Annotated in this window: 14 protein-coding genes; 5 read left to right on the top strand and 9 right to left on the bottom strand. The window is 35.2% G+C overall.

What is annotated here, in order from left to right:
* Position 1: 1 nt before the first annotated feature.
* On the top strand, positions 2-688 hold the full coding sequence (locus C1H87_RS10045) for a hypothetical protein (protein ID WP_102755674.1): 687 nt from the start codon (positions 2-4) through the stop codon (positions 686-688).
* 168 nt (positions 689-856) lie between these two features.
* Here C1H87_RS10045 and dxs read toward each other — a convergent pair whose 3' ends face one another.
* Positions 857-2,653 (bottom strand): 1-deoxy-D-xylulose-5-phosphate synthase, encoded by a 1,797-nt coding sequence (dxs, locus tag C1H87_RS10040; protein ID WP_102755673.1) that lies wholly within the window; start codon positions 2,651-2,653, stop codon positions 857-859.
* 41 nt (positions 2,654-2,694) lie between these two features.
* Between dxs and C1H87_RS10035 the strand changes: the two genes are divergently transcribed.
* On the top strand, positions 2,695-3,144 hold the full coding sequence (locus C1H87_RS10035; protein ID WP_102755672.1) for a nucleoside deaminase: 450 nt from the start codon (positions 2,695-2,697) through the stop codon (positions 3,142-3,144).
* Between the two features lie 68 nt (positions 3,145-3,212).
* On the opposite strand, the gene C1H87_RS10030 is transcribed toward C1H87_RS10035, so the two are convergent.
* From C1H87_RS10030 to aspS, 4 genes are all read right to left on the bottom strand, one after another.
* A complete protein-coding gene (locus C1H87_RS10030) occupies positions 3,213-4,175 on the bottom strand; it encodes a hypothetical protein (RefSeq protein ID WP_158655179.1) in 963 nt (320 codons plus the stop codon).
* A 226-nt stretch (positions 4,176-4,401) separates the two neighbouring features.
* Positions 4,402-4,632 (bottom strand): hypothetical protein, encoded by a 231-nt coding sequence (locus tag C1H87_RS10025; protein ID WP_102755670.1) that lies wholly within the window; start codon positions 4,630-4,632, stop codon positions 4,402-4,404.
* Between the two features lie 154 nt (positions 4,633-4,786).
* Positions 4,787-6,574, bottom strand: a complete 1,788-nt coding sequence (locus C1H87_RS10020; protein WP_102755669.1) for a chloride channel protein — start codon at positions 6,572-6,574, stop codon at positions 4,787-4,789.
* A gap of 46 nt (positions 6,575-6,620) precedes the next feature.
* Positions 6,621-8,375, bottom strand: coding sequence for an aspartate--tRNA ligase (gene aspS, locus C1H87_RS10015; RefSeq protein ID WP_102755668.1), 1,755 nt, complete (start codon positions 8,373-8,375; stop codon positions 6,621-6,623).
* Positions 8,376-8,639: 264 nt separating this feature from the next.
* On the opposite strand from aspS, the gene C1H87_RS10010 reads away from it, so the two are divergent.
* From C1H87_RS10010 to C1H87_RS10000, 3 genes are all read left to right on the top strand, one after another.
* Positions 8,640-11,573 carry a TonB-dependent receptor gene (locus tag C1H87_RS10010; RefSeq protein ID WP_102758235.1) on the top strand — a complete coding sequence of 978 codons (2,934 nt, stop codon included), beginning with the start codon at positions 8,640-8,642 and terminating at the stop codon, positions 11,571-11,573.
* A 180-nt stretch (positions 11,574-11,753) separates the two neighbouring features.
* Positions 11,754-14,762 (top strand): SusC/RagA family TonB-linked outer membrane protein, encoded by a 3,009-nt coding sequence (locus C1H87_RS10005; RefSeq protein ID WP_199769352.1) that lies wholly within the window; start codon positions 11,754-11,756, stop codon positions 14,760-14,762.
* Positions 14,763-14,780: 18 nt separating this feature from the next.
* Positions 14,781-16,094 carry a RagB/SusD family nutrient uptake outer membrane protein gene (locus tag C1H87_RS10000; RefSeq protein ID WP_102755667.1) on the top strand — a complete coding sequence of 438 codons (1,314 nt, stop codon included), beginning with the start codon at positions 14,781-14,783 and terminating at the stop codon, positions 16,092-16,094.
* Between the two features lie 399 nt (positions 16,095-16,493).
* Here C1H87_RS10000 and C1H87_RS09995 read toward each other — a convergent pair whose 3' ends face one another.
* From C1H87_RS09995 to C1H87_RS09980, 4 genes are read right to left on the bottom strand one after another with little or no spacing between them, the layout of a single operon-like run.
* Positions 16,494-20,054: an efflux RND transporter permease subunit gene (locus C1H87_RS09995; RefSeq protein WP_102755666.1), complete on the bottom strand. Its 3,561-nt coding sequence runs from the start codon at positions 20,052-20,054 to the stop codon at positions 16,494-16,496.
* Positions 20,055-20,075: 21 nt separating this feature from the next.
* Entirely contained in the window at positions 20,076-21,245 is a 1,170-nt protein-coding gene (locus C1H87_RS09990) for an efflux RND transporter periplasmic adaptor subunit (RefSeq protein ID WP_102755665.1), read from the bottom strand.
* Between the two features lie 12 nt (positions 21,246-21,257).
* A complete protein-coding gene (locus C1H87_RS09985) occupies positions 21,258-22,625 on the bottom strand; it encodes a TolC family protein (protein WP_199769351.1) in 1,368 nt (455 codons plus the stop codon).
* A 1-nt stretch (position 22,626) separates the two neighbouring features.
* Positions 22,627-23,232 (bottom strand): TetR/AcrR family transcriptional regulator, encoded by a 606-nt coding sequence (locus C1H87_RS09980; RefSeq protein WP_102755664.1) that lies wholly within the window; start codon positions 23,230-23,232, stop codon positions 22,627-22,629.
* Positions 23,233-23,355: the final 123 nt, after the last annotated feature.

Raw genomic sequence — 23,355 nt, 5'->3', positions numbered from 1 at the left:
CATGAAAAAGATAATAAAAACGGGAGCCATTTTTACAGTACTATTTTTTGTTTTTGCTTGTGGAGGCGGAGATGGACCAGCACCAAATTCGGCACCAACAACAACGCAATTAGTATACCCATCGGTAGACTTACTGTGCATTGATAATACTATTGAATTTAGTTGGAACGCAGCTACAGACCCCGATGGAGATTCTGTTCGTTATAAAATAAGTATTGCCAGTGATAGAGCCTTAACAAATCTTGTAGAACAGCGTACAGTAACCTCTACAAGTGTTACCATAACCTTAAATAAGGGCGTTGCTCATTATTGGAACGTAATTCCGATTGATAGTGAAGGTAATGAAGCTGCACCAACAACAACACAAGCATTTTATACTTCAGGAGAAGGCGTGTCTAACTATGCACCATTTTCTGCTGCATTAGTAAGCCCGGATTTCGATGGCGATGTAGATGCAGGTACTGTAAGTTTAAATTGGATTGGGGGAGATACAAATACTGATGATGTACTAACTTATGAACTATATTTTGGTGAAGATACCGATCCTCCTTTAGTAGCAAGCGATTTATCATCTGCAAATTCGGATGTTAATGTAGTTTCGGGCAAAACATACTATTGGAAAATAAATACATCAGATGGTTCTGGAGCAAAAACAATCGGACAAGTCTGGAAGTTTAATGTAAATTAGTGTTATTCCTGCGACCTGTGCTGAACTTGTTTCAGTAAGGCAGGAATCTGCTGGTTTAATGAGGTACTTTGAGTGATCTCTATAAAAATTGGAATCACTGCCATTGACGTGTTTTGTTAAAATATTGTCTGTAATAAAATTATAGAAGTAGCTTAATCGCTCTAACGCTTAAGTGGAAGATTCCTGCGAAAGCAGGAATGCCAAAGTTTCATTAATATAACCTGTTAAACCTTCAACATCCAATCCAGTAGATTGCTGTAGCTGGTTAACACTTCCATGCTCAATAAAGTTATCTGGAATTCCTAATGTACTAATATTGTTTTTGTAATTATTAGCAGAAGCAAATTCTAAAATAGCACTACCAAATCCGCCTTTTACAGTGTTGTTTTCAATAGTAACAATGCTTTTGTGTGTTTTAAAAATGTTATGCAAAAGCTTTTCATCCAAAGGTTTTATAAAACGCATATCGTAATGCGCAACATCTTCAGGTGTGTTACATTTTTGAATGGCTTCACATATGTTTTTAGCAATGTCTCCAACACTTAGAATAGCCATGCTGGTTCCTTCTTTAAGCTGTGTGCCCTTGCCTATTTCTATTTTAGAAAATGGTTGTTTCCAGTCTATCATAACACCACGACCTCGAGGATAGCGAATAGCAATAGGTTGATTTAGACCTAATTGAGCAGTGTACATGATGTTTCGTAATTCGATTTCGTTTCTGGGAGCAAAAATAATAAGGTTAGGAATGCATCTTAAATATGATAAGTCATAAACTCCGTGGTGTGTAGCACCGTCGTTACCAACCAACCCAGCACGATCTAAGCAAAAAATAACAGGCAATTTTTGAAGCGCCACATCATGTATTACCTGATCGTAAGCACGTTGTAAAAATGTGGAATAAATGTTGCAAAAAGGGACTAAACCTTGCGTAGCCATACCAGCAGCTAATGTTACTGCATGTTGCTCTGCAATACCTACATCGAAAGCGCGTTCTGGAATTTCATCCATCATGTATTTTAAAGAACACCCAGTAGGCATGGCTGGTGTAATACCAACTATGCTTTTATTCTGTTTCGCTAATTCAACAATAGTATGACCAAATACGTCCTGGTATTTTGGAGGCTGGATGGTTTCAGATGTTACAATTAAATCTCCTGTTTGTGCATTAAACTTTCCCGGAGCATGATACTTAACTTGGTCTTCCTCTGCCTGTTTTAAACCTTTGCCCTTTGTGGTTATAATATGTAAAAACTTAGGGCCTTTTATGTTTTTTAAACGTTCTAATTCCGAAATAACCATGTTTATATCGTGTCCGTCAATAGGTCCCGAGTAGTCAAAATTTAAAGCTTCAAAAATATTATCTTGCTTTTGAGTTCCCTTTTTAACATTGGTTAAATATTGTTTTAATGCCCCAACGCTAGGGTCGATACCAATGGCATTATCATTTAAAATAACCAATAAATTGGCATTGGTTACCCCCGCATGGTTTAAACCTTCGAATGCCATACCACTGGCAATGGAAGCATCTCCGATTATGGCAATATGTTGTTTGTTAGTGTCTCCTTTTAATTGAGAAGCAATGGCCATACCCAAGGCTGCCGAAATAGATGTAGATGAATGTCCGGTACCAAAAGCATCATAATCGCTTTCACTTCGTTTAGGAAATCCGCTTACCCCATCCATTTGTCTATTGGTATGAAAAATATCTTTTCTGCCCGTTAATATTTTATGACCGTATGCTTGATGCCCTACATCCCAAATTAATTCATCTTTCGGTGTGTTGAAAACATAATGCAAAGCAATGGTTAGCTCTACGACTCCTAAACTAGCACCCAAATGGCCCTCTTTGGTGGCAACGATATTAATTATGAATTCCCGCAACTCTTTAGCAAGTTGAGGTAAATCATGTTGCTCTAAATGGCGAAGCTCTACAGGCGAGTTTATGTGTTGTAATAATTTTTGCATGCGGATACAAATGTACTATTTGAAATTGTATTTTTGTTCTTATGTTAGAACCTTTTGACGATACCTATTTTATGAAAAAAGCGCTTCAGGAAGCTGAGACCGCTTTTGAAAAAGGAGAGATTCCCGTGGGAGCTGTTATTGTTGTTGACAATAAAATAATTGCCAGAGGGCATAATTTAACAGAAACCTTAAACGATGTTACGGCACATGCAGAAATGCAAGCCATTACAGCAGCGGCTAATTTTTTAGGAGGGAAGTATCTAAAAAAATGCACCTTATATGTAACCTTAGAGCCTTGCCAGATGTGCGGAGGTGCTTTGTATTGGAGTCAGATTTCAAATATCGTTTATGGTGCCAGAGATGAAGAACGAGGCTGTATTAATTTAAAAACGAAACTGCACCCCAAAACGATTATAAAAGGAGGGGTTATGGCAGATGAAGCTTCAGAACTTATGAAACGGTTTTTTATTGAAAAACGGAATTTGAATTAGAGATTTTGATGGTGAGATCTTACGAGTTTTTGAGAGTAGGCAAAACCAACTAATTTTTTTAGACGATGTTATTGTGCATTATTATATAGGCGTACAATACTTTTTATTTCAAATGTTTTATAGTCATTTGCTTTAATTCTGTCATAAACAGCTTTCTTATCTATAAGTAGTTCTAGAAATTTATTGGTTTTGTCAACTAAAACATATTTTGAGTTTTTCTTTTTTATATAACTTTTAGAATTTTCTAAATCCTTATATAAACAGATTTCTCCTTTTATTTTTTTATTTAAAGTCCTTCTATGATTATTAATAATATCATTTATATATTCTCGATCATTTATTTTATAGCCAACTAATTCTTTGGGATCATAAGTGAATTCGTTTCCGCTTTTGTCAATAAGTTTTAGCTTCTCGCTAAGTATAAATCTATTTTTGATTTTCAAAGAACCATTAATTGTGTCATTTTTACTATTGATTACATATCCTTTAGCATATCCTCTTTTCAGTGTACTATCAATAACCTTATTAAAGCTTTCGATATTAGTAAGAGCCTTATTCGATAAGTTTACCAAATACTCTAGATCATCTATTGAAAAGTTATTATTTTTTATGAGCTTGCTAAGGGTATGGTCTTCTCCTAAAATTTGAAAAAAGCTCCATTTAAAATTTGAAGAATAGATATCATTTGAAGAAAAGGTTTCAAGCGAAACTGACGAATTAATACTGTTATTAGAGGGAAGTATATGGTTAGGAGGAAAGTCTTTTTCATCATTTCCGACATTTATTGGATATAACTTTTCTTTATGTTTCACGTAAACTTTTCGTCTGTAATTCAGTGTGTATCTTGATTTAAGATGCGATTCAACAAAATATGAAAGCTCTCCGTTTATTACTTCAAGAAGGAATTCTGGAAATTTAGTTTTTACCGAAACAAAACGAAAGTCACCTCTTTGAAAAAAATTAACCTTACCTGCTCGAAATTTTTGCTTCCCATTCTCATTCTTAACAAAGACAAAAACATTGGTTTTCAATTCAATTTTTCCAAAAATGGTATCACCACTCTTGGTTACTAAATAATCTTGGGATTTACATATGAACACATTAAATATTAGAGTGAAAGCTATAAATAATTTAAGAAATGATAATTTCATATAGTTTTATTCTTCTTCTTTGGTTATGAGGCTAGATATAATACATTAAGCTTTAATATAGCGGTATATAGATGTAAATAATTTATTTGTCAATCAAACTCAGTTGTTAACTTTTCTTTTCACGTTCACGCATCTTATCCAAATTCTCTTTAGTAAGCATATAATCTTTAATATCCTTGTCTTTCCAACGGTAATAAGAAAATAAAGGAAACACAACAACAAATAACCCAACAACACCAAAACCAATGAGTTTTTGAGACCATTCATGGTCTATGATAAAGCCGGTAACAATGCTTCCAAAAGCCGCTAAAAACAATATGAGAATAATATATTTCATTAGTTTAAAAGTGAGATAATTACAAGAGGTCTAAAAAGTCTTTATAATTTGATCTGTCAGGTTGAGCTTGTCGAAACCGATCTTGATTATCGGTAGTATAAATATATTTAGATAAGCTCAATATAATGTCAAGTTTACTTTTTAGGCAGCCTCATTATTGCGTAAAATTAATCAATTGTTGCCTGTAAGCCGTTAATAATTTAGATTTTGAGATATACCCATAATATTTACCATGTTTAACAACCGGTAAGTTCCATGCACCACTGGTTTTAAACTTATCCATAATATCATTCATGGAATGTTCCTCGTAAATAATAATATCTGCATCGGCGTGCATTAAACTTGAGGCATCTACTTTATTATAAAGTTGAGAGTTAAACATAATATGCCTAACATCATCTAAACGGATAACCCCTAAAAATTCATGTTCATCATTCACCACGGGAAAATGATTTCTGGAAGATTTAGCAACAGCATTTTTCAATATATCACCAAGTTTCATTTCCGGCTTTAATATGATAAAATTGGTTTCTATTACCTTATCAATATCCAAAACCATTAGTACATTTTGATCCTTATCATGAGTCATTAACTCACCACGTTCTGCCAGTCTAAGGGTATAAATAGAATGAGATACATAATATTTAGTCATGGCAAAAGAAATGGTTGAAACGATCATTAAAGGCACAAACAGCTCATATCCTCCAGTAATTTCAGCGATGAGGAAGATCGCCGTAAGTGGGGCATGTAGCACACCGGCCATTAAGCCCGTCATACCAATTAAAGTGAAATTCGATTCGGATACATGAAAACCCAAACCGACATTATTGATGATTTTTGCAAAAGCATTTCCTAGGGCACTACCCATAACAAGTGTTGGAATAAAAACACCGCCAACACCACCAGCACCAAAAGTGGTCGTCATAGCAATAGCTTTAAATATAGCAATACCAACCAGTAAACCGATAACAATCCAGATATTCGATAAATCTAAATCAAAAGGTGTTGTACCAATAGCAGATAAATGATCACCTTTTAAAAGATTGTTCATAATACCATACCCCTCACCATAAAGTGGCGGAATAACGTATAGCATGGAGCCAATTGCAACCCCTCCAATTAATAGCCGTTTGGCTCTACTTTTAAATTGTTTAAAGAAGTTAGTAATTCCAAAAAACACTTTCGAAAAATATACCGAAGCCAAGCTGGTAACAAGTGCTAAAAGGATATAGAATACAATATCGTTAACTTCAAATTTATCGGTTAATTCAAATCGCAATAAGATATCGGTGCCCAAAAACATATAAGAAGTTACCACAGCAGAAACAGATGCTAATAAAAGTGGTACTAACGAGGTAAAAGCAATATCCAGACTAAATACTTCAATAGCAAAAATAATAGCCGCAATAGGCGCTTTAAACATAGATGCCATAGCACCAGCTGCCGCACAACCAATTAAAAGCATTCTCGTTTTTGTGTTCATATGGAACAAACGAGCTGCATTCGACCCTAATGCAGATCCTACACTAACAGCTGGTCCCTGTAACCCCACCGATCCACCAAAACCGGCAGTTAAAGGAGCCGTTATTAATCCAGCATAAATATTATACCTCGGAATAATTCCGTTTAATTTTGAAATAGCATATAAAGTAGAAGAAATACCATGGCCTATATGCTTTTTTAGCCAGGTTTGCTTTATGATATAGACAATTAAAAGACCAATAATAGGTAAAATGAAATACAGCGAATTTTGGTAGTTGTTAAAGAAATCCAGTTCGAAAAGTAATTGAATATAGTGTGTGAAGTTTTTTAGAAGCACGGTACCCATTCCTGCTAAAAAACCAACAAAAATACTAAGAATGTAAATAAACTGGCGTTCAGAAATATGCTTGTATTTCCAGATTAAAAACTTTCGTAAAAGACTTTTAGTACTCAGAGGCATATTATAAAGTTAATAAAAAAATCCTGCAAAAAGCAGGATTTAAATTTTATGATTCCAAATTAAGTTTTAAACTTAATTCTGTTAACTGTTCATCGTCAATTGGAGCAGGAGCATCAATCATAACATCACGTCCCGAGTTGTTTTTAGGGAATGCGATAAAGTCTCTAATAGTTTCCTGTCCACCTAAAATAGCTACCAATCTATCCAATCCAAAAGCTAAGCCACCGTGTGGCGGTGCACCATATTGAAAAGCATCCATTAAGAAACCGAATTGTGCTTTGGCTTCTTCTGGTGTAAACCCTAAATAATCAAACATTAAAGATTGGGTTTCTTTATCGTGAATTCTTATGGAACCTCCACCTATTTCGTTTCCGTTTAAAACTAAATCGTAAGCATTGGCCTTAACATCTCCCGGATTTGTTTTTAATAATTCTAACTGCCCTGGTTTTGGTGATGTAAACGGGTGATGCATGGCATGGTACCGTTCGGTTTCTTCATCCCATTCCAATAGAGGGAAATCCATAACCCAAAGTGGCGCAAATTCGTCTGGTTTACGCAAGCCCAAACGTTCTGCCAATTCCATACGTAAAGCGCTTAATTGCGAGCGCACTTTGTTTTTATCACCAGATAACACACAAATTAAATCACCTTTTTGGGCGCCAGTAACTTCTGCCCATTTGGCCAAGTCATCCTGATCGTAAAACTTATCTACAGAAGATTTATAGGAACCATCATCGTTACAACGGCAATAAACCATTCCTAGCGCACCTACTTGCGGGCGTTTTACCCAATCGATGAGCTTGTCTATTTCCTTTCTAGTATAACAGTTTCCTCCAGGCACAGCAATACCAACAACTAATTCTGCATTATTAAAAACATTAAAGTCTTTATGTTGAGCAACACTATTTAGTTCGCCAAACTCCATACCAAAACGAATGTCTGGTTTATCATTACCATACAATCGCATAGCATCATCATAAAGCATTCTTGGGAATTTGTCTACTTCAACACCATTTACTTCTTTTAATAAATGACGTGTTAAGCCTTCAAAAGCATTTAAAATATCTTCTTGCTCTATAAAAGCCATTTCGCAATCTATTTGCGTGAACTCAGGTTGTCTGTCTGCACGTAAATCTTCATCTCTAAAGCATTTTACAATCTGGAAATATTTATCCATGCCGCCAACCATAAGTAGTTGCTTAAAAGTTTGTGGCGATTGTGGTAAGGCGTAAAATTGCCCTTCGTTCATACGTGATGGTACAACAAAATCTCGAGCACCTTCTGGTGTCGACTTAATTAAATAAGGTGTTTCAACTTCGATAAAGCCTTCCTTAGATAAATAGTTCCTAACTTCTTGAGTAACTTTATGTCTAAAAATCAAGCTGTCTTTTACCGGATTTCTACGAATATCCAGATAACGGTATTTCATACGCAAGTCTTCACCACCATCAGTTTCATCTTCAATGGTAAAAGGAGGAAGTATAGCTTCATTTAAAATGTTCAGTTCAGAAACCAATATTTCAATATCTCCAGTTGGCATGTTTGGGTTTTTTGAGGCACGCTCAATCACAGTCCCTTTAACCTGAATTACGAATTCACGACCTAGTTTTTGCGCTTTTTGAAGCATATCTTGTGAAGTACGTTCTTCATCAAAAACCAATTGCGTAATACCGTAACGATCTCGTAAATCGACCCAAACAATGAATCCTTTGTCGCGAGATTTTTGAACCCAACCAGAAAGGGTTACTTCTTCATTTACATTTGTAGCGTTTAATTCACCACAATTATGGCTTCTATACATAGTTGAAAATTGAATTGCATTTCTCACCTCTATTCTAGGTTAATTGAACGGTGAACCTAATGCATTAAACAGATTGCAAATTTATAAAGATATTACTTTGTAGTGTAACCTTTTTTACAAAGATTTAAGTAAAAGTGAATTTGTTGTATTCTTAAGGATTGCTCTTGTTTTTTATTAAAATATGGTTTTTCTGACTTAATAACTATGAGTATTCGTATTTTTTTTGGATATTTAAGAAGACTAATTCAAATAAAAAACAACATTATGAGCAAACTTTTACAATTTAAAATTCTGGCTTTGTTACTTATTTTACCCTCAATTGCTTTTACTCAGCAGATTTCGGGAACTATAACAGATGCTGCGACGAATTTGTCCTTACCTGGGGCAAATATTATTATTAAAGGAACCGCTACAGGGGCGGTTTCAGATTTTGATGGGAATTTTAGTTTAACCGTAGAGAACTTTCCAGTAGTTTTGGTGGTGTCTTCGGTAGGATACGATACCCAAGAGGTTACCGTATCTTCTGCCTCCCAAAGCATTATAATAAAACTCGAAGAAGGCGTTGCTTTAGACGAAGTTATATTAATCGGGTCGAGAAACCCAAATAGAACAGCAGTAAATACACCAGTTCCTGTTGATGTGATTGATGTTTCCGAACTTACATCGCAAGCACCACAAGTTAATTTAAATCAAATCTTGAATTTTGTGGCACCATCATTTACATCGAATACCCAAACCATTTCCGATGGTACCGATCATATAGATCCTGCATCTTTGAGAGGCTTAGGACCAGATCAAGTACTTGTATTAATCAATGGAAAACGAAGACATAACTCTTCTTTAATTAATGTTAACGGAACTTTTGGTCGTGGTAGTGTAGGAACCGATTTAAATGCCATACCATCTGCAGCCATTCAGCGATTGGAGGTATTGCGTGATGGAGCAGCTGCGCAGTACGGATCGGATGCTATAGCGGGAGTTATCAATATTGTTTTAAGTCAGGAGGTAAATACGCTTGCTTTAAACGTGACTACTGGAGCACATTTTGCTAAAAATGCAAATAATCAAACCGGAGGTGTTGATGGAGAAACTGTTAATATTAGTGCTAATTATGGGGTGCCTTTGGGTGAAAATGGAGGGTTCATAAATTTTACCGGAGATTTCGATTTTAGAGAAGACTACAGTAGAATGAAATCATGGGAAGGAAATGTTTTCAATCTGTATAACACAGTTGAACGATTTGCAAATAATGATGGTTATAATTTATCGGATCTGTTGGATGATGATGTAGCAGACGTTATACAATATGCCAATGCAGCCGGTATTAATTTAGGAGGAGCGAGCACTAAAGCAGATTTGCGGACTATTTTAAATGCCGATAATACCGATGCGGAATTAGCAGCCAGAGGATTAGTGAGGAGTGATTTTAACATGCGTGTTGGTCAATCAGAAGTAAGGGGAGGACGGTTTTTTGCTAACTTATCGTTGCCGTTGGATGACAATGGTACCGAATTTTATTCTTTTGCAGGAGCAAGTTCAAGAAAAGGAAATTCAGCCGGGTTCTACAGATTGCCGAACCAAAGTAGAACCTATACTCCAGCTTACATTAATGGGTTTTTACCTGAGATTAATTCAACAATTTCAGACAAATCTCTAGCTGTTGGAATAAGAGGTAAAATAAATGATTGGAATGTCGATTTAAGTAATACCTGGGGGAAGAATGCCTTTTTATACACTATAGGTAATACCTTTAATGCATCACAACAAAATGCATCTCCAACAACATTTGATGCTGGTGGTTTCAATTTTATGCAGAATACAGTCAATCTCGATATTAATAAATTTTATGATGGTATTCTTGATGGACTTAATGTCGCGTTTGGAGCAGAATACAGATTAGAAAATTATGAAATTGAAGCAGGAGAAGAAGCATCTTATGCGCAATATACGGCAGACGGACAAGTGATTACGTTATCAACACAAAATCCAGCGGAAGATTTTTTTGGTGATTCCAGACCTGGCGGTTCTCAGGTATTTCCTGGGTTTAGTCCTAATAATGAATTATCCAGAGGACGTAGTAGTGTAGCAGGGTACTTTGATTTAGAGGCAGATTTTTCGGAAGCATTTTTAGCGAGCTTTGCAACACGTTTTGAAAACTATTCAGATTTTGGTTCTACAATCAACTTTAAGTTAGCCACCTTGTTTAAAGCAAATGAAAATATTAATATTCGAGCAGCCTTAAATACTGGTTTTAGAGCACCTTCACTACATCAGTTAAACTTTAATTCTACATCTACCATATTTGATCAAAACGGAGATCCACAAGAAGTAGGAACTTTTTCTAATGATAGTAGAGCAGCACAGTTACTTGGAATTCCGCAATTAAAGGAAGAAACTTCTAAAAGTGTAAGTTTAGGTTTTACAGCTAAAGTGCCAGATGCCAATTTAACTATAACTGTTGATGGTTATTTTGTGGCCATTGATGATCGTGTTGTTTATACAGGCCAGTTTGCGCCAACTCCAGATGCAGGCACTGGTACAGGAGGTGTGCCTCCTGTGTATTCAGGACCACAATTAGAGTTGTTCAATCTATTAACTCAGGCAAATGCTTCCAGAGCCGCTTTCTTTGCAAACGCCATCGATACAGAGTCTAAAGGATTAGACATTGTTATTACGCACAAGGCGAATATAGGAACAGATATGAGCTTAAAATCAGATCTTTCAGGAACATTTTCCAAAACAAAAAAAGTAGGTGATATAAAAGCATCAGATTTGTTAGAGAGAGCCGGCAAAGTAGGTACTTATTTTCCAGAAGACAGCAGGGTTTATCTCGAAGAAGCTGTGCCGAGAACGAAGGTGAATTTAACCAACAATTTAACGGCAGGGAAATTTAATGTGTTTTTAAGAAATGTGTATTTTGGAGAGGTTACAGAAGCGACTACAAATGTAGACAGGCAACAGGTTTTTGGAACCAAACTAGTTACCGATTTATCTCTTGGTTATAAAGCTTCAGAAAGCTTAACATTAACCATTGGAGCTAACAATCTATTAGATGTTTATCCAGATAGAGCTGCCGAGGTTTTTTCCGATGGAGGAACCAATAGAAGTAGTGGCCGTTTTGATTGGTCCAGACGCGCACAGCAATTTGGTATAGGCGGGCGTTTTCTGTTTGCCAGATTAAGTTTTAAACTGAAGTAAAAAATAAAAAACATGCTTTATAAGCTCCATGAAATTTTCATGGAGCTTTTTTGTATAATATTTTGAATGAATAATCTGACGACTTTCTTTGATTAAATCCCTCTAGTACAATTCATTATCCTTTAGGAGTAAGTTTTGTCATTGACTTTTACGATGACTAATTCAAATAAAAATTATACAATGAGCAATTTTTTACAAATTAAATTGCTCCTAACCTTGTTATTTTTTATTCCCATAATGGCTTTTACGCAGCAAATTTCGGGAACAATAACAGATGGAGCAACAAATTTGCCTTTAGCAGGGGCAAACATTATTATTAAAGGAACTAATATTGGAGCAACATCAGATTTTGATGGGCGTTACAGTATAAATGTTAGCAGTTTTCCTGTTACATTAGAGTTTTCTTCTTTAGGATTTGAAACTCTTGAAGAAGTTGTAAGGCAAGCAGGAACCGTAAATGTTACTTTACAAGAATCGGCAGAATCTTTAGAGGAAGTCGTTATTACAGGTTTGGCATCCTCAATTAAACGGACTAATGCTGCAAATGCGGTAGCAAGCATTTCTGCAGATGATTTGGCAGGGCGAACCCCACCGCAAACTTTAGATGGTGCCATGGCAGGTAAATTTGTGGGAGCTCAAATCACACAGGCTTCGGGAGCACCAGGTGGAGGTATCTCGGTTAAGTTAAGAGGAGTAACTTCCATTAATGCCAACGGACAACCTTTATATATTGTTGATGGTGTTTATGTAAATAATAATAGTGTATTTGCAGGAGGACTAAACGAAGTATCTGGTGCTGCCGGTGGCGGAGCTACAACAAATGATTCTCAGGATAATGCTTCTAACAGAATTGCCGATATTAATCCAGACGATATTGAGAATATCGAGATATTAAAAGGAGCTTCTGCTTCTGCGATTTATGGGGCTCGTGCTGCGGCAGGGGTTGTTATTATTACTACTAAAAGAGGTAAGCAAGGAAAAACAAAAATTAAATTTTCTCAAGCCTTAGGGTGGAATGAAGCCGTAAATTTATTAGGAACTAGAAAATGGAATGCCGAATTAGCTGAAAATGGTGACCCCATAACAGGTATAGGCGGTCGCGCAGGTGCAGGTGCATTGTTTACGGCTGCACAAACAGCAGGTAGATTGGTTGATTGGGAAAAGGAAATATATGGAGAAAAAGGCTTTATTACGAACACTAATCTCAGTGCTTCAGGAGGAAGTGAAAAAACATCCTTTTTTGCAAGTTTTACAAGTAATGAAGAGGAGGGTATTGTTAAAAGAACAGGTGCAGGAAGAAAATCATTTAGGTTAAATGTAGATCATAAGATAACGGAGAATATTAAAATTGACCTTTCTGGTAATTATGTTACTTCAAGTGCTGATAGAGGCTTTTTTAACAACGAAAATAATGGAACAACCATTGGTTTTGCAACTTTATTTTCTAGACCCTGGGATGATTTTTTCCCAGTTAATGGAATTTATCCAGATAATCAGAATGGAGGTTCAAACCCAATTCATACGCGTGATGTGATGACTAACAATGAAGATGTTAGTAGGATTATTGCAGGAGCAGGTTTAGATGTTAACTTATTTAGTAATGATAAGCAAAGTCTGAAATTATTTATAAATGCAGGGGTAGATACGTATACGCTTAAGACGACTGTTTTTTTTCCTAGAGATTTACAATTTATGAACCCAAATACTGGTGTATTGCCTCTAGATGGATTAACTTCAGATGGAACAACTAAAAATACTGATGCTAATTATTCTGCTTTTTTGGTTCATAATTATTTGAATAACAATGAAATCAGTTTTAAAACTCAGGTAGGACTTACTAATAATCAGTTTTTGCAAAATACGGTTAGAGTTACTTCAAACGGTCTCATTGGTTCAGAATCAAATGTAGATCAATCCACTAATGTAGCAGTCTCTCAAACCAGATTAGAACAGGAAGATTTTGGGTTTTTCATTCAAGAAGAAATAAATTATCAAGACAAAATTATTGGAACGTTAGGAATAAGAGGTGATAAATCATCAAATAATGGTGATGCTAATGAACTCTTTTATTACCCTAAGGCATCAGTAGCTGTTAAATTACACAAACTATTTACTTTGCCTGAAGACATGGAACTAAAACTTAGAACGGCATATGGTGAAGCAGGAAATTTTGCGCCTAATGGGGCTTTATTTACACGTTATTTAAATACACTAATTACCAGACCAGGTGATGGTAAACCCTTTGCTGGAATTATAACATCTAATACACTTGGTGATCCGACAATAAAACCAGAAAGACAAAAAGAACTGGAGTTTGGGTTTGATATGGGGTTATTTAACAAACGTTTGTTTTTAGAATTCACTTATTATAAAAAAGATGTAGAGGATTTAATTCTTTCTGCAGATAATCAAGCGTCTTCGGGGTTTTCATTTCGCTGGGCTAATGCTGGTGAATTAGAGAATAGAGGGGTAGAAATAGCATTGAATGGAAGTGTTTTTGACAAAGGGGATTTTACATGGGATACAGGTGTTATTTTCTTTAAAAACACATCCGAAATCACCAAGTTAAACGTGAACCCGTTTAATACCCAAGGATTTCGTACTAGTTTAGGTACTTTTAGAATTGAAGAAGGTAAGAGTGCTACTCAAATCGCAGGAAATGATTCAGATGGCAATGTTGCTACTTTTGGTGATTCTGAACCAGATTTCCAGATGTCTTTTAATAATAATTTTAAGTATAAGGATTTCACTTTATCGTTTTTTTGGCATTGGAAGAAAGGAGGGGAAAATGTAAACTTAACACGTCTTCTTACAGATGACTCGGGAACAAGTCATGATTGGGATGACCTTACTTTAGATCCGGAAGGTAAAACACCAAATGGGTTTTATAGACTTTCATCTCTTGAAGCTGGTACAAATGCATATATAGAAGATGCTAGTTACTTAAAACTAAGAGAAGTTGGGTTATATTATAACGTTCCAAAAGGGGCTTTGAATAAATGGTTTGGAGATAATGTTTCAGACGTTAAGTTAGGTTTTTCAGGTAGAAACCTAATCAATGTTTTCGATTATGATAGTTACGATCCTGAGGTATCGAATTTTGGTTCTGCGGCGGCAGGTATTGGTATAGAGGTGGCACCATTTCCGTCATCAAAAAGATACATGTTTCATCTGTCAGTCGGACTTTAATATTAAAAAAAGAATAATATGAGAATTTCAAATAAAATAAAGACATTAGCCTTAGTCCTAGCTATAGGACTTACTTCTTCATGTACTCTAGAAGAAGGGCAAAGTTTAAATGGGGCTCAAACGACTTCAATTTCCGAAGGGCTTTCAAAGACAGAACTTCCACAGGTAGTTGCTGGGATTTTATCAAATATGAGAGATAGAATGAGTACACAGCGTGATGTCATGTCTGTGTTAGGGAGAGAATATTGGGTGCTTCAAAGTTCCGATCCGGGATGGGGTACAGAATTGGCAGCAGGATTGTTAAGTAACGGATCATTTTTTATAAATAATCCATATTCAGAACGGTATGCTACAGTTAAAGCATGTAATTTGTTATTAGAAAGTTTAGAAGCAGAAAGTACAAAAATCGTATTTACAGAAAATGAAATAGTTGCTATAAGAGGGTTTGCTAATACGATTAAAGCCCACGAGTTACTATCTGTTTTAAATATGGTGTATCAAAATGGTATTAGAACAGAAGTGTCTGATCCAGATAATTTAGGACCTTTTGAAAATTATGATGATGCACTAACAACCATTATGGGGCTTTTGGATTCAGGTTTTACCGATATAACAACAGCAGGAGAAGTTGAGCCTAATACTCTAGGAGTTTCTTATTCTGAATTTAATAGAGCTATTGCAGCCAGAGTTGCAATGTATCAAGGTGATCATGCTAAAGTATTAAGTGCTCTTGCCGATTCTTTTATGAACATGGAGGCGGGAGCAGATTTGAACGCTGGAGCATATCTAAGATATTCAGCAGCCGGAGCAGATCAATTAAATCCATTATTTAACGCACTACCTTCTTCGACAGATGGGGCTAGATTGGTTTATCCGGATTTTCTTGATCCAGCTTCTTTTGAAGCAGGAGATACACGAATTAATAAGGCTGTTATAAGAAGCGGAACAGATCCAGAATTGTGCCTGGCAGGTATGTGCGGAACACATGATGTATTGTTGTATGAATCTAATACTACTCCAGTAGGGTTGATAAGAAATGAAGAGCTTCTTTTGTTGTATGCTGAAGCTAATATGACTTCTAATCCGGGAGAGGCGGAAGCGGCCATTGATTTTATAAGAGCTGGAGCAGGTTTAGGTGCTGTTGGAGCAGGAAATGTTGACGAAGACAGGATAATATATGAAAGACGTTATTCGCTATTTGGAGAAGGCCATCGTTGGGTTGATATGAGACGTTTTGGAAGATTGGCTGATATAAACCAGGATTATGATAGAGCTGGTGATTTATCACCAGTGCCTAATCAATTCCCAATTCCTCAAAACGAAGGACAATAATATATTTACTTATTATTAACGTAAACTTGGATAAGAGAATTTATGTCGGTGTGTGTCCCAGACTTGTTTCAGAACTATTTTTTTACAGTCACAGTGCTCTCCTCTTTAAATTAAAGAAGAGAATGAATTTCGATTTTGATAAAAATAGGAAGAAAGAGGAGTTTCATTAAAAATAACAAACAAATATAACCCTCCGAATCCCGATTACATCGGGATCCACTTCCCTTTTTAAAAGGGAGGAACACCTTGAATTCTTAAGCAAGATTCACGTTATTATTTAAATAAAATGAAAAGCCCCAACATAATGTTGAGGCTTTTCTGCTATTAATCAATCCTTTAAATGAGATTAAAGGATAACGGTAACAACTATATTTCAAGTTGTTTTAGTTAGATTAGAAATTAATCTAATCCTTTATCCATATTTAAAACTTCTTGAGGCTCATTATTTGTGCTCAAAGCTTCTTTTAGTTTGTTTTCTGAATATTTTGCCACTCTGTTACTATACAACCACATTTTAAATTTGGTTACTAAATAAAACAGTATTGGAACTACTATTAGTGTTAAGAATGTGGCAACAAATAATCCATATATAACTGTCCAGGCTAGAGGTCCCCAGAAAATTACATTATCACCTCCCATATATATGTGAGGGTTAAACTCTGTAAATAAAGTAAAGAAGTTTATGTTTAGTCCGGTTGCTAACGGTATTAAACCTAAAATGGTTGTAATTGCAGTTAGTAGTACTGGGCGTAAACGTGCTTTCCCTCCTTTAATGATGGCCTCTAACAGATCATGATTTTCCAGATACTGGTCATCTTCCAAATCGTGTGCTACTTTTTTCCTATCAATTAAGAGTTGTGTATAATCTAAGAGTACCACACCGTTATTTACAACAATACCAGCCAGCGAAATAATACCCATCATGGTCATCATAATTACGAAGGAACTGCCTGTTATTAAAATACCACCAAAAACACCTATTAAACTTAAAAATATAGCAAGCATGATGATTCCCGGTTTAGAAACAGAGTTAAATTGAAAAATTAGAATAAAGAATATTAACCCTAAACCAGCCAAAAAGGCTCCATTAAGAAAGTTTTGTTGCTTTTCCTGCTCTTCAATTTGACCCGTATAATCAATTTTAACATTATTAGGTTTTTCCGAAAACCCTTGCATTTCGTTTTGAATTTGTGACACTATAGCTGCAGCATCGATGAATCCAGGCGCCAATGCAGAGTATAATGTTACAACACGTGTAACATCTCTATGTTTTATGGCGCTAAAACCAGAAGTATTATTTTGTTTAGCCACTGTAGAAACAGGGATTTCTTTTATTTGTCCATTAGCAGGATCTCTAAAAGTTATTTTCTGGTTAAAAATAGCACTTGTATTATATCTGTTTTCTTCATTAAAACGTACATAAATATCATAGTCTTCACCATTTTCTTTATAAATACCGGCTTTAGCTCCAAATATTGAATTACGCAATTGTGTTCCTACTTGACCAGAAGTTACACCCAATTCTCCGGCTTTTTTTCGGTCTACCTGAACCTGCATAGATGGTTTCGACTTATTTACATCAATTTTCAATTCATCAATACCTTGAATATTTTTCGAATTGATAAAATCGCGCATTTTTTCTGCGGTTGCAATAAGCTCAGAATAATCGTTACCTTCTAGTTCAATATTGATTGGATAACCAGCAGGAGGGCCTACTGGATCTTTTTCTACAGAAATACTTACCCCAGGGTAGATTCCTTTTAAATCTTCTTGTACTTTTTTAAGAAGTATATTACTATCGGCACCATCTCTAAATTTGTATTCACGCATGGTAGCTGTTATTTTACCACGATGAGGCATTTCTGCTTGTGAACCACCATCGGTTTGCGGATTCCCTGCACCTGCGCCAACTTGAGAAACGGCACTTTCGGTTAAGAAATTAAAATCACCATGCATATAAGTTTCTTCGTTTATAATTTTATAAACACGCTTTTCAATATCATTGGTAATCGCATTGGTTTTTTCAATGTCTGTACCTTCAGGGTATTCAATGTAAACAATAATTTGATTTGGTGTATTGTCTGGGAAAAACTCAAGTTTTGTACGTTGGCTTCCTACAGACATTCCGAAGCCCATAAAGGTTATAATAAGTAAAATAAATGTTCCTATGCTAATAACAATTGGTTTTCTTCCACTTAATGCCGCACGAAGTGTTCTTTCGTAAAAACGTTCCCATTTAGGTAATACATAATTTTGGAATCCATTAGCCCAACTTCTTAGGAATAAACGATATAACCAAAGTAAAATAACAGTTACTATCATTAAAGTTCCCAAGCCTCTGTAGCTTCCTCCAACAAGCATGATAAATAAACCAATACCTCCTACAATGGCAGAGATTTTAATGATGTTTTTTAAAGGCATTTCTTTATCCTCAGTAGTCATAAATTGAGATACCATAACGGAGTTAAAGAAGATGGCCACAAACAATGATGAACCTAATACAACAGATAGGGTAATAGGAAAATATATCATGAATTGTCCCATAACCCCTGGCCATAAACCTAAAGGTATAAATGCAGCTATTGTTGTTGCCGTAGATATAATAATAGGGAAGGCGATTTCACCAATACCTTTTTTTGCTGCTTCTGTACGGGTCATACCTTCTTCGCTCATTAAACGATACACGTTTTCAACAACAACAATACCATTATCAACCAGCATTCCAAGCCCCATAATAAGTCCGAAAAGAATCATGGTATTCATGGTATAGCCTAAAGTATTTAAAACCATGAGGGACATAAACATGGACATAGGGATAGCAAAACCAACAAATAAGGCATTTTTAAACCCTAAAAAGAACATTAAAACAGTTACTACGAGAATGATACCAAATATAATGTTGTTTACTAAATCATCAACCTGCCCTATGGTCTTTGAAGATTGGTCGTTCGCTACGGTAACTGTTAAATCTGGAGGAAATACATTTTCGACAGCCTCTTTAATAATAACATCTATTTGCTCTGCCGCAGCCACCATATTTTTTCCAGCACGTTTCTTAACATCTAGCATCACAACTGGCGCTCCAAATTCTCTGGCATAAGTCGTTTTGTCTTCATCTTTAAAGGTAACTTGAGCAATATCTTTTAGATAAATAGAATTGCCTTTTTCAGATTTTACTACAAAGCTTTCAAGTTCGTTTGGCGTATCAATTTCTCCAATGATTCTAATAGTACGTCTCTGCCCACTTGTAATTAAATTACCTGCAGACATGGTTACGTTTTCTCTGCTAATAGTATTTATAACATCGTCAAAACTTACTTGGGCAGCCATCATCTTGTATATGTCTACAGCAACCTCTACTTCTTTTTCCTGTGCACCACGAATATCTACTTGCTTAATTTCTTGTAAGCTTTCAATTTCATCTTCCAGATATTCTCCATATTCCTTTAATTTATCAATCGGATAATCTCCAGAAATATTAATATTAAGGATCGGAATTTCTTCAGACATGCTTAAATCGAAAATATTAGGCTCGACTTTAGCGCCATTAAATGTTGGCCAATCTTCACCCGAAGTTTCTGTATCTACTTCGTCCTTTACTTTTTGTTTGGCTGCATCAACAGAAATATTCTCATCGAATTCTACAATAATAATAGAATAGTCTTCTTGAGATGTTGATGTGATTTCAACAACATTACTAACTGTTTTTAGCTTGTCCTCAATGGGATCGGTTATCAGTTTTTCAATATCCTCGGCGGTATTTCCAGGATATACAGAACTAATATAGATTTTGGTTTCTTTAATTTCGGGGAAACTTTCTCTGGGCATACTAAAATAAGCGCCAGCTCCAAGAAATAAGATTAAAGCAATTAAAACATACATGGTTGTTTTATTGTTAATTGCCCATGATGAAAAACCAAACTCTTTATCTACTTTCTTTTGTTTTAAATTTTTACTCATTAGTCTTCAAAATTAGTTTGATTATTCTACAGCTTGTATTTTAACCTGTTGTCCATCTTTAACACTTCTAGCACCTTCATCAATAATCTCAGTACCATTTTCTAAACCAGAAAGTACTTCAATGTCGTCTCCTTGTGTTTTTCCAGTTTCAATAATAACCCGCTTTGCTTTTGCTTTGTTTTCAACTTTATCGGTTACAATGTATACATATTGTTGACCTTCTGCATTTTCAGAAATAATACTTTGAGGTATTAATATGGCTTTTTCGTTTTTGTAATCGTTAATTTTAAGCTTAGCCGTTAAATTGGGCTTTATAGTTTTGTCTTTATTTGAAACGGCAACTTCAATTTTAAACGTTCGATTTGCTGGGTTTATAAAATTACCTGCTTGGCGAACTTTTGCATCTACCTTTTTTCCAAGTATTGGAAATTCTACCTGAACATCCTTACCTGGCGTTATATTAGAAATGTAACGTTCTGGTACATCGGTTTCAATATACATATCACGAAGATTTACAATTCTAAAAAGTTGAGATTGCCCTTGAGCAACTACACTTCCTTGTTCTGTAATAACATCGTCGATAGTACCAGAAAAAGGTGCGCGAACCACTGTTTTTCCAACCTGTTGCTGTAATTGATTAGCAGCTCTTTGTTGCGCCTCGTAAGTCGATTTGGCTTGTAAGTATTGAATTTCGCTTCCTATTTTTTGATTCCATAAACGTTCTTGACGCTCGAAAGTTGTTTTGGCTAAATCAGCTTGAATTTGTAGTTGTGCCAATTGCTGGCCTAAACCTCCATCATCAATTTTTGCCAATTTTTGTCCTTTAACAACTTTTTGGCCTTCTTTAACGTAAACCCTTGTTAGCGTTCCAGAAAACTCAGGATAAATTACCAGGTTTTGTTTTGTGTTTACGCTTCCTTGTAATTCTACGAAGTGATTAAACACGGCTTCTTTTGCTTTAAAGCTGGTTATTAAAGGAACTCTTTCTTGTGGATCAAGTTTTTTAATTTCTAATTCCAATTGTTTTAGTTGTGCAGAGATTTCTTGGGCAGAAGCATCTAATTCAGATTTCTTTTGTCTTATCTGTTCTAAGTTACCAGATGCTATAATATCTTCTACAGACATTTTTTTATCGGCTCCACAAGATGATAAAACAAGTGTTACGATTAATAGTGAATATATTTTTTTCATTTTATTGATTGATTAATTGTTAATAGTGTTTAATGCTGTTTCTAGCTCAGCTTTTTTATTTATCACGTCAAGCATAGCTTGTAGAAACTCTTGTTGCGAACTGTATAATTGTGTTTGTGCTTGTCTTAACTCGAAACTTGAAGCAATACCTTCAAAGAATTTGGTTTGATTCTTTTTTTCAATACGTTCTGCCAAATTCAAATTTTGTTTTTTGTTATCGTAATCTTCAATGGCAAATTGATAGTCGCTTTTTGCTTTTGCTATTTGAAGTTTCAACTTTTGTTGGGTTTCTGTTAAATCTTCTTTTGCTTTTTCAAGGTTAATTCTGGCTCTTTGGGTAGCCGCACCTCTTCCTCCAGAGCTAAAAATAGGGATGTTCATACTTACACCAAATAGCGATGATCCGAACCATTTTTGCTTGCTGTCCGTAAAAACGAAATCACTTCCAAAAGTAGAATAACCAGCATTAAGAAAGGCGTTTAAAGTTGGTAACGCTTTACTTTTCTCTAATTTTAAAAGGAGTTCTTTTGAAACTTTATCGTTTTCTGCAATTTTAAAATCGATATTGTTTTCTATATTTTCTTCAGCTTCAATTAACTCTAAAATAATATTTTTTGCTGTTAAGCTTTCTAAATTATCGGTTAAGATGGTATTGGAGTCTATTTCTGTACCCAGCGTGATATTAAGCATTTGGTACGATAAGGTTTTTAAGCGCGTGGTATTGTTTAAATTACTTTCCAAGCCAGACAATGTAATTTGTAACTGTTCCACACTTTCTTCATCACCTAAACCATTTTCGTATATTTTTGTGGTTTCGTTGAGGTTTTTCTTTAAAACGTCGATGTTACGTTCTAAAATCTTAACGCTTTCTTCGGCTAATAAAACATTGCCATAAGCGTTAACAACAGCTTTTCTAACTTCTAAATCGGTTTTTTCTTTAGCATTTTTAGAGATTTCTAAAAACACTTTAGCCGATTGCAAACCAACCAAGTACGAACCGTCAAAAATTTTCTGATCTACTTTGGCAAAAGCATTCATGCTTTGTCTTGCACCAAAAACAGTGGGGAATTGGTCATCTGTTTCAAGTCCCAATTCATTTCGTACATCTTCAGGAAGTATAAATGCCGGAATAACAGAAACCTGTTGCTTTAAAAAGTTTTGATAATCTATGCTTGCACTTATTTGAGGGAGCCCTGTTGCAGTAGTTTCCCATTTTTGTTTTTCGGCTGCCTTGATGTCGTGCGCCGCATTTTTTGCAGTTCTGTTATTTTCTAGTGCAAAATCTATAGCTTCCTGTAAAGAGAAGCTTTTGGTGTTTTCTTGGGAAAACATGGCAATAGAACATAATAAACTAAATATTAAAATTAGTTTGTTTTTCATTTTATGATTGATTTGATGTTATAAACTTGTTTAATATGTTGAAGCCTTTGTCGGTAACAATGGCTCTTAAATGATATTCTAAATAACTTTCTATTAAGTATTCCATGGTATATATTTTCTTAGGAAAAATGGACTCGTCTTTTATACCGGTCATACCATTAAAATACATTCTGGAGATAAAATCTACGTTAATATTCGACCTGAACAATTCGGTGTCTACCCCTTTTTGAAGGCTTTCTTTAACCGAGTCGTGCATTTTTTCAAATTGTTTAATTTTCAGGGCATCATGTATTTGGGGATAGTATTTTCTTAATTGAAATTGAGGCGATGATTTTTCATTTTTTAAATGATGCATCACGAACATTTTAATATCGTATAATTCTTCGATAGGATTGTTTGAAGCTTCGCATATGGTATCGATACCATCGCATATGGTTTCAAATAGTTCGAACGTTACAGCTTCAACTAACTTGGTTTTGTTGGCAAAATGTACATAGATGGTTTTTTTAGATATACCCATTTCTTGAGCAATATCGTCCATTGTAACACTTTTAAACCCTAGAGTAAGGAATAAATCGGCCGCTTTATTTATAATTTTTTTTCTCATAATCGGGTGCAAATATATGACTGGAAACTTTGAAAACAAAAAAAGTTTCCTAAGTTTTACAATTTTTTAACATATAATTTCGAAGGAAACTTTTTAATAATGCTATTTAATTTATTTTTGCTT

This window comes from Flavivirga eckloniae (assembly GCF_002886045.1).
GTDB classification, from domain to species: Bacteria; Bacteroidota; Bacteroidia; order Flavobacteriales; family Flavobacteriaceae; genus Flavivirga; species Flavivirga eckloniae.
Note: the sequence above shows the minus strand (reverse complement) of the source record. Positions and strands in the feature narration are given on the sequence as shown.

Coding starts and splice junctions, on each gene's coding strand:
- C1H87_RS10045 (WP_102755674.1), top strand. CDS start 2: ATGAAAAAGATAATAAAAACGGGAGCCATTTTTACAGTACTATTTTTT.
- dxs (WP_102755673.1), bottom strand. CDS start 2,653: ATGCAAAAATTATTACAACACATAAACTCGCCTGTAGAGCTTCGCCAT.
- C1H87_RS10035 (WP_102755672.1), top strand. CDS start 2,695: ATGTTAGAACCTTTTGACGATACCTATTTTATGAAAAAAGCGCTTCAG.
- C1H87_RS10025 (WP_102755670.1), bottom strand. CDS start 4,632: ATGAAATATATTATTCTCATATTGTTTTTAGCGGCTTTTGGAAGCATT.
- C1H87_RS10020 (WP_102755669.1), bottom strand. CDS start 6,574: ATGCCTCTGAGTACTAAAAGTCTTTTACGAAAGTTTTTAATCTGGAAA.
- aspS (WP_102755668.1), bottom strand. CDS start 8,375: ATGTATAGAAGCCATAATTGTGGTGAATTAAACGCTACAAATGTAAAT.
- C1H87_RS10010 (WP_102758235.1), top strand. CDS start 8,640: ATGAGCAAACTTTTACAATTTAAAATTCTGGCTTTGTTACTTATTTTA.
- C1H87_RS10005 (WP_199769352.1), top strand. CDS start 11,754: ATGAGCAATTTTTTACAAATTAAATTGCTCCTAACCTTGTTATTTTTT.
- C1H87_RS10000 (WP_102755667.1), top strand. CDS start 14,781: ATGAGAATTTCAAATAAAATAAAGACATTAGCCTTAGTCCTAGCTATA.
- C1H87_RS09995 (WP_102755666.1), bottom strand. CDS start 20,054: ATGAGTAAAAATTTAAAACAAAAGAAAGTAGATAAAGAGTTTGGTTTT.
- C1H87_RS09990 (WP_102755665.1), bottom strand. CDS start 21,245: ATGAAAAAAATATATTCACTATTAATCGTAACACTTGTTTTATCATCT.
- C1H87_RS09985 (WP_199769351.1), bottom strand. CDS start 22,625: ATGAAAAACAAACTAATTTTAATATTTAGTTTATTATGTTCTATTGCC.
- C1H87_RS09980 (WP_102755664.1), bottom strand. CDS start 23,232: ATGAGAAAAAAAATTATAAATAAAGCGGCCGATTTATTCCTTACTCTA.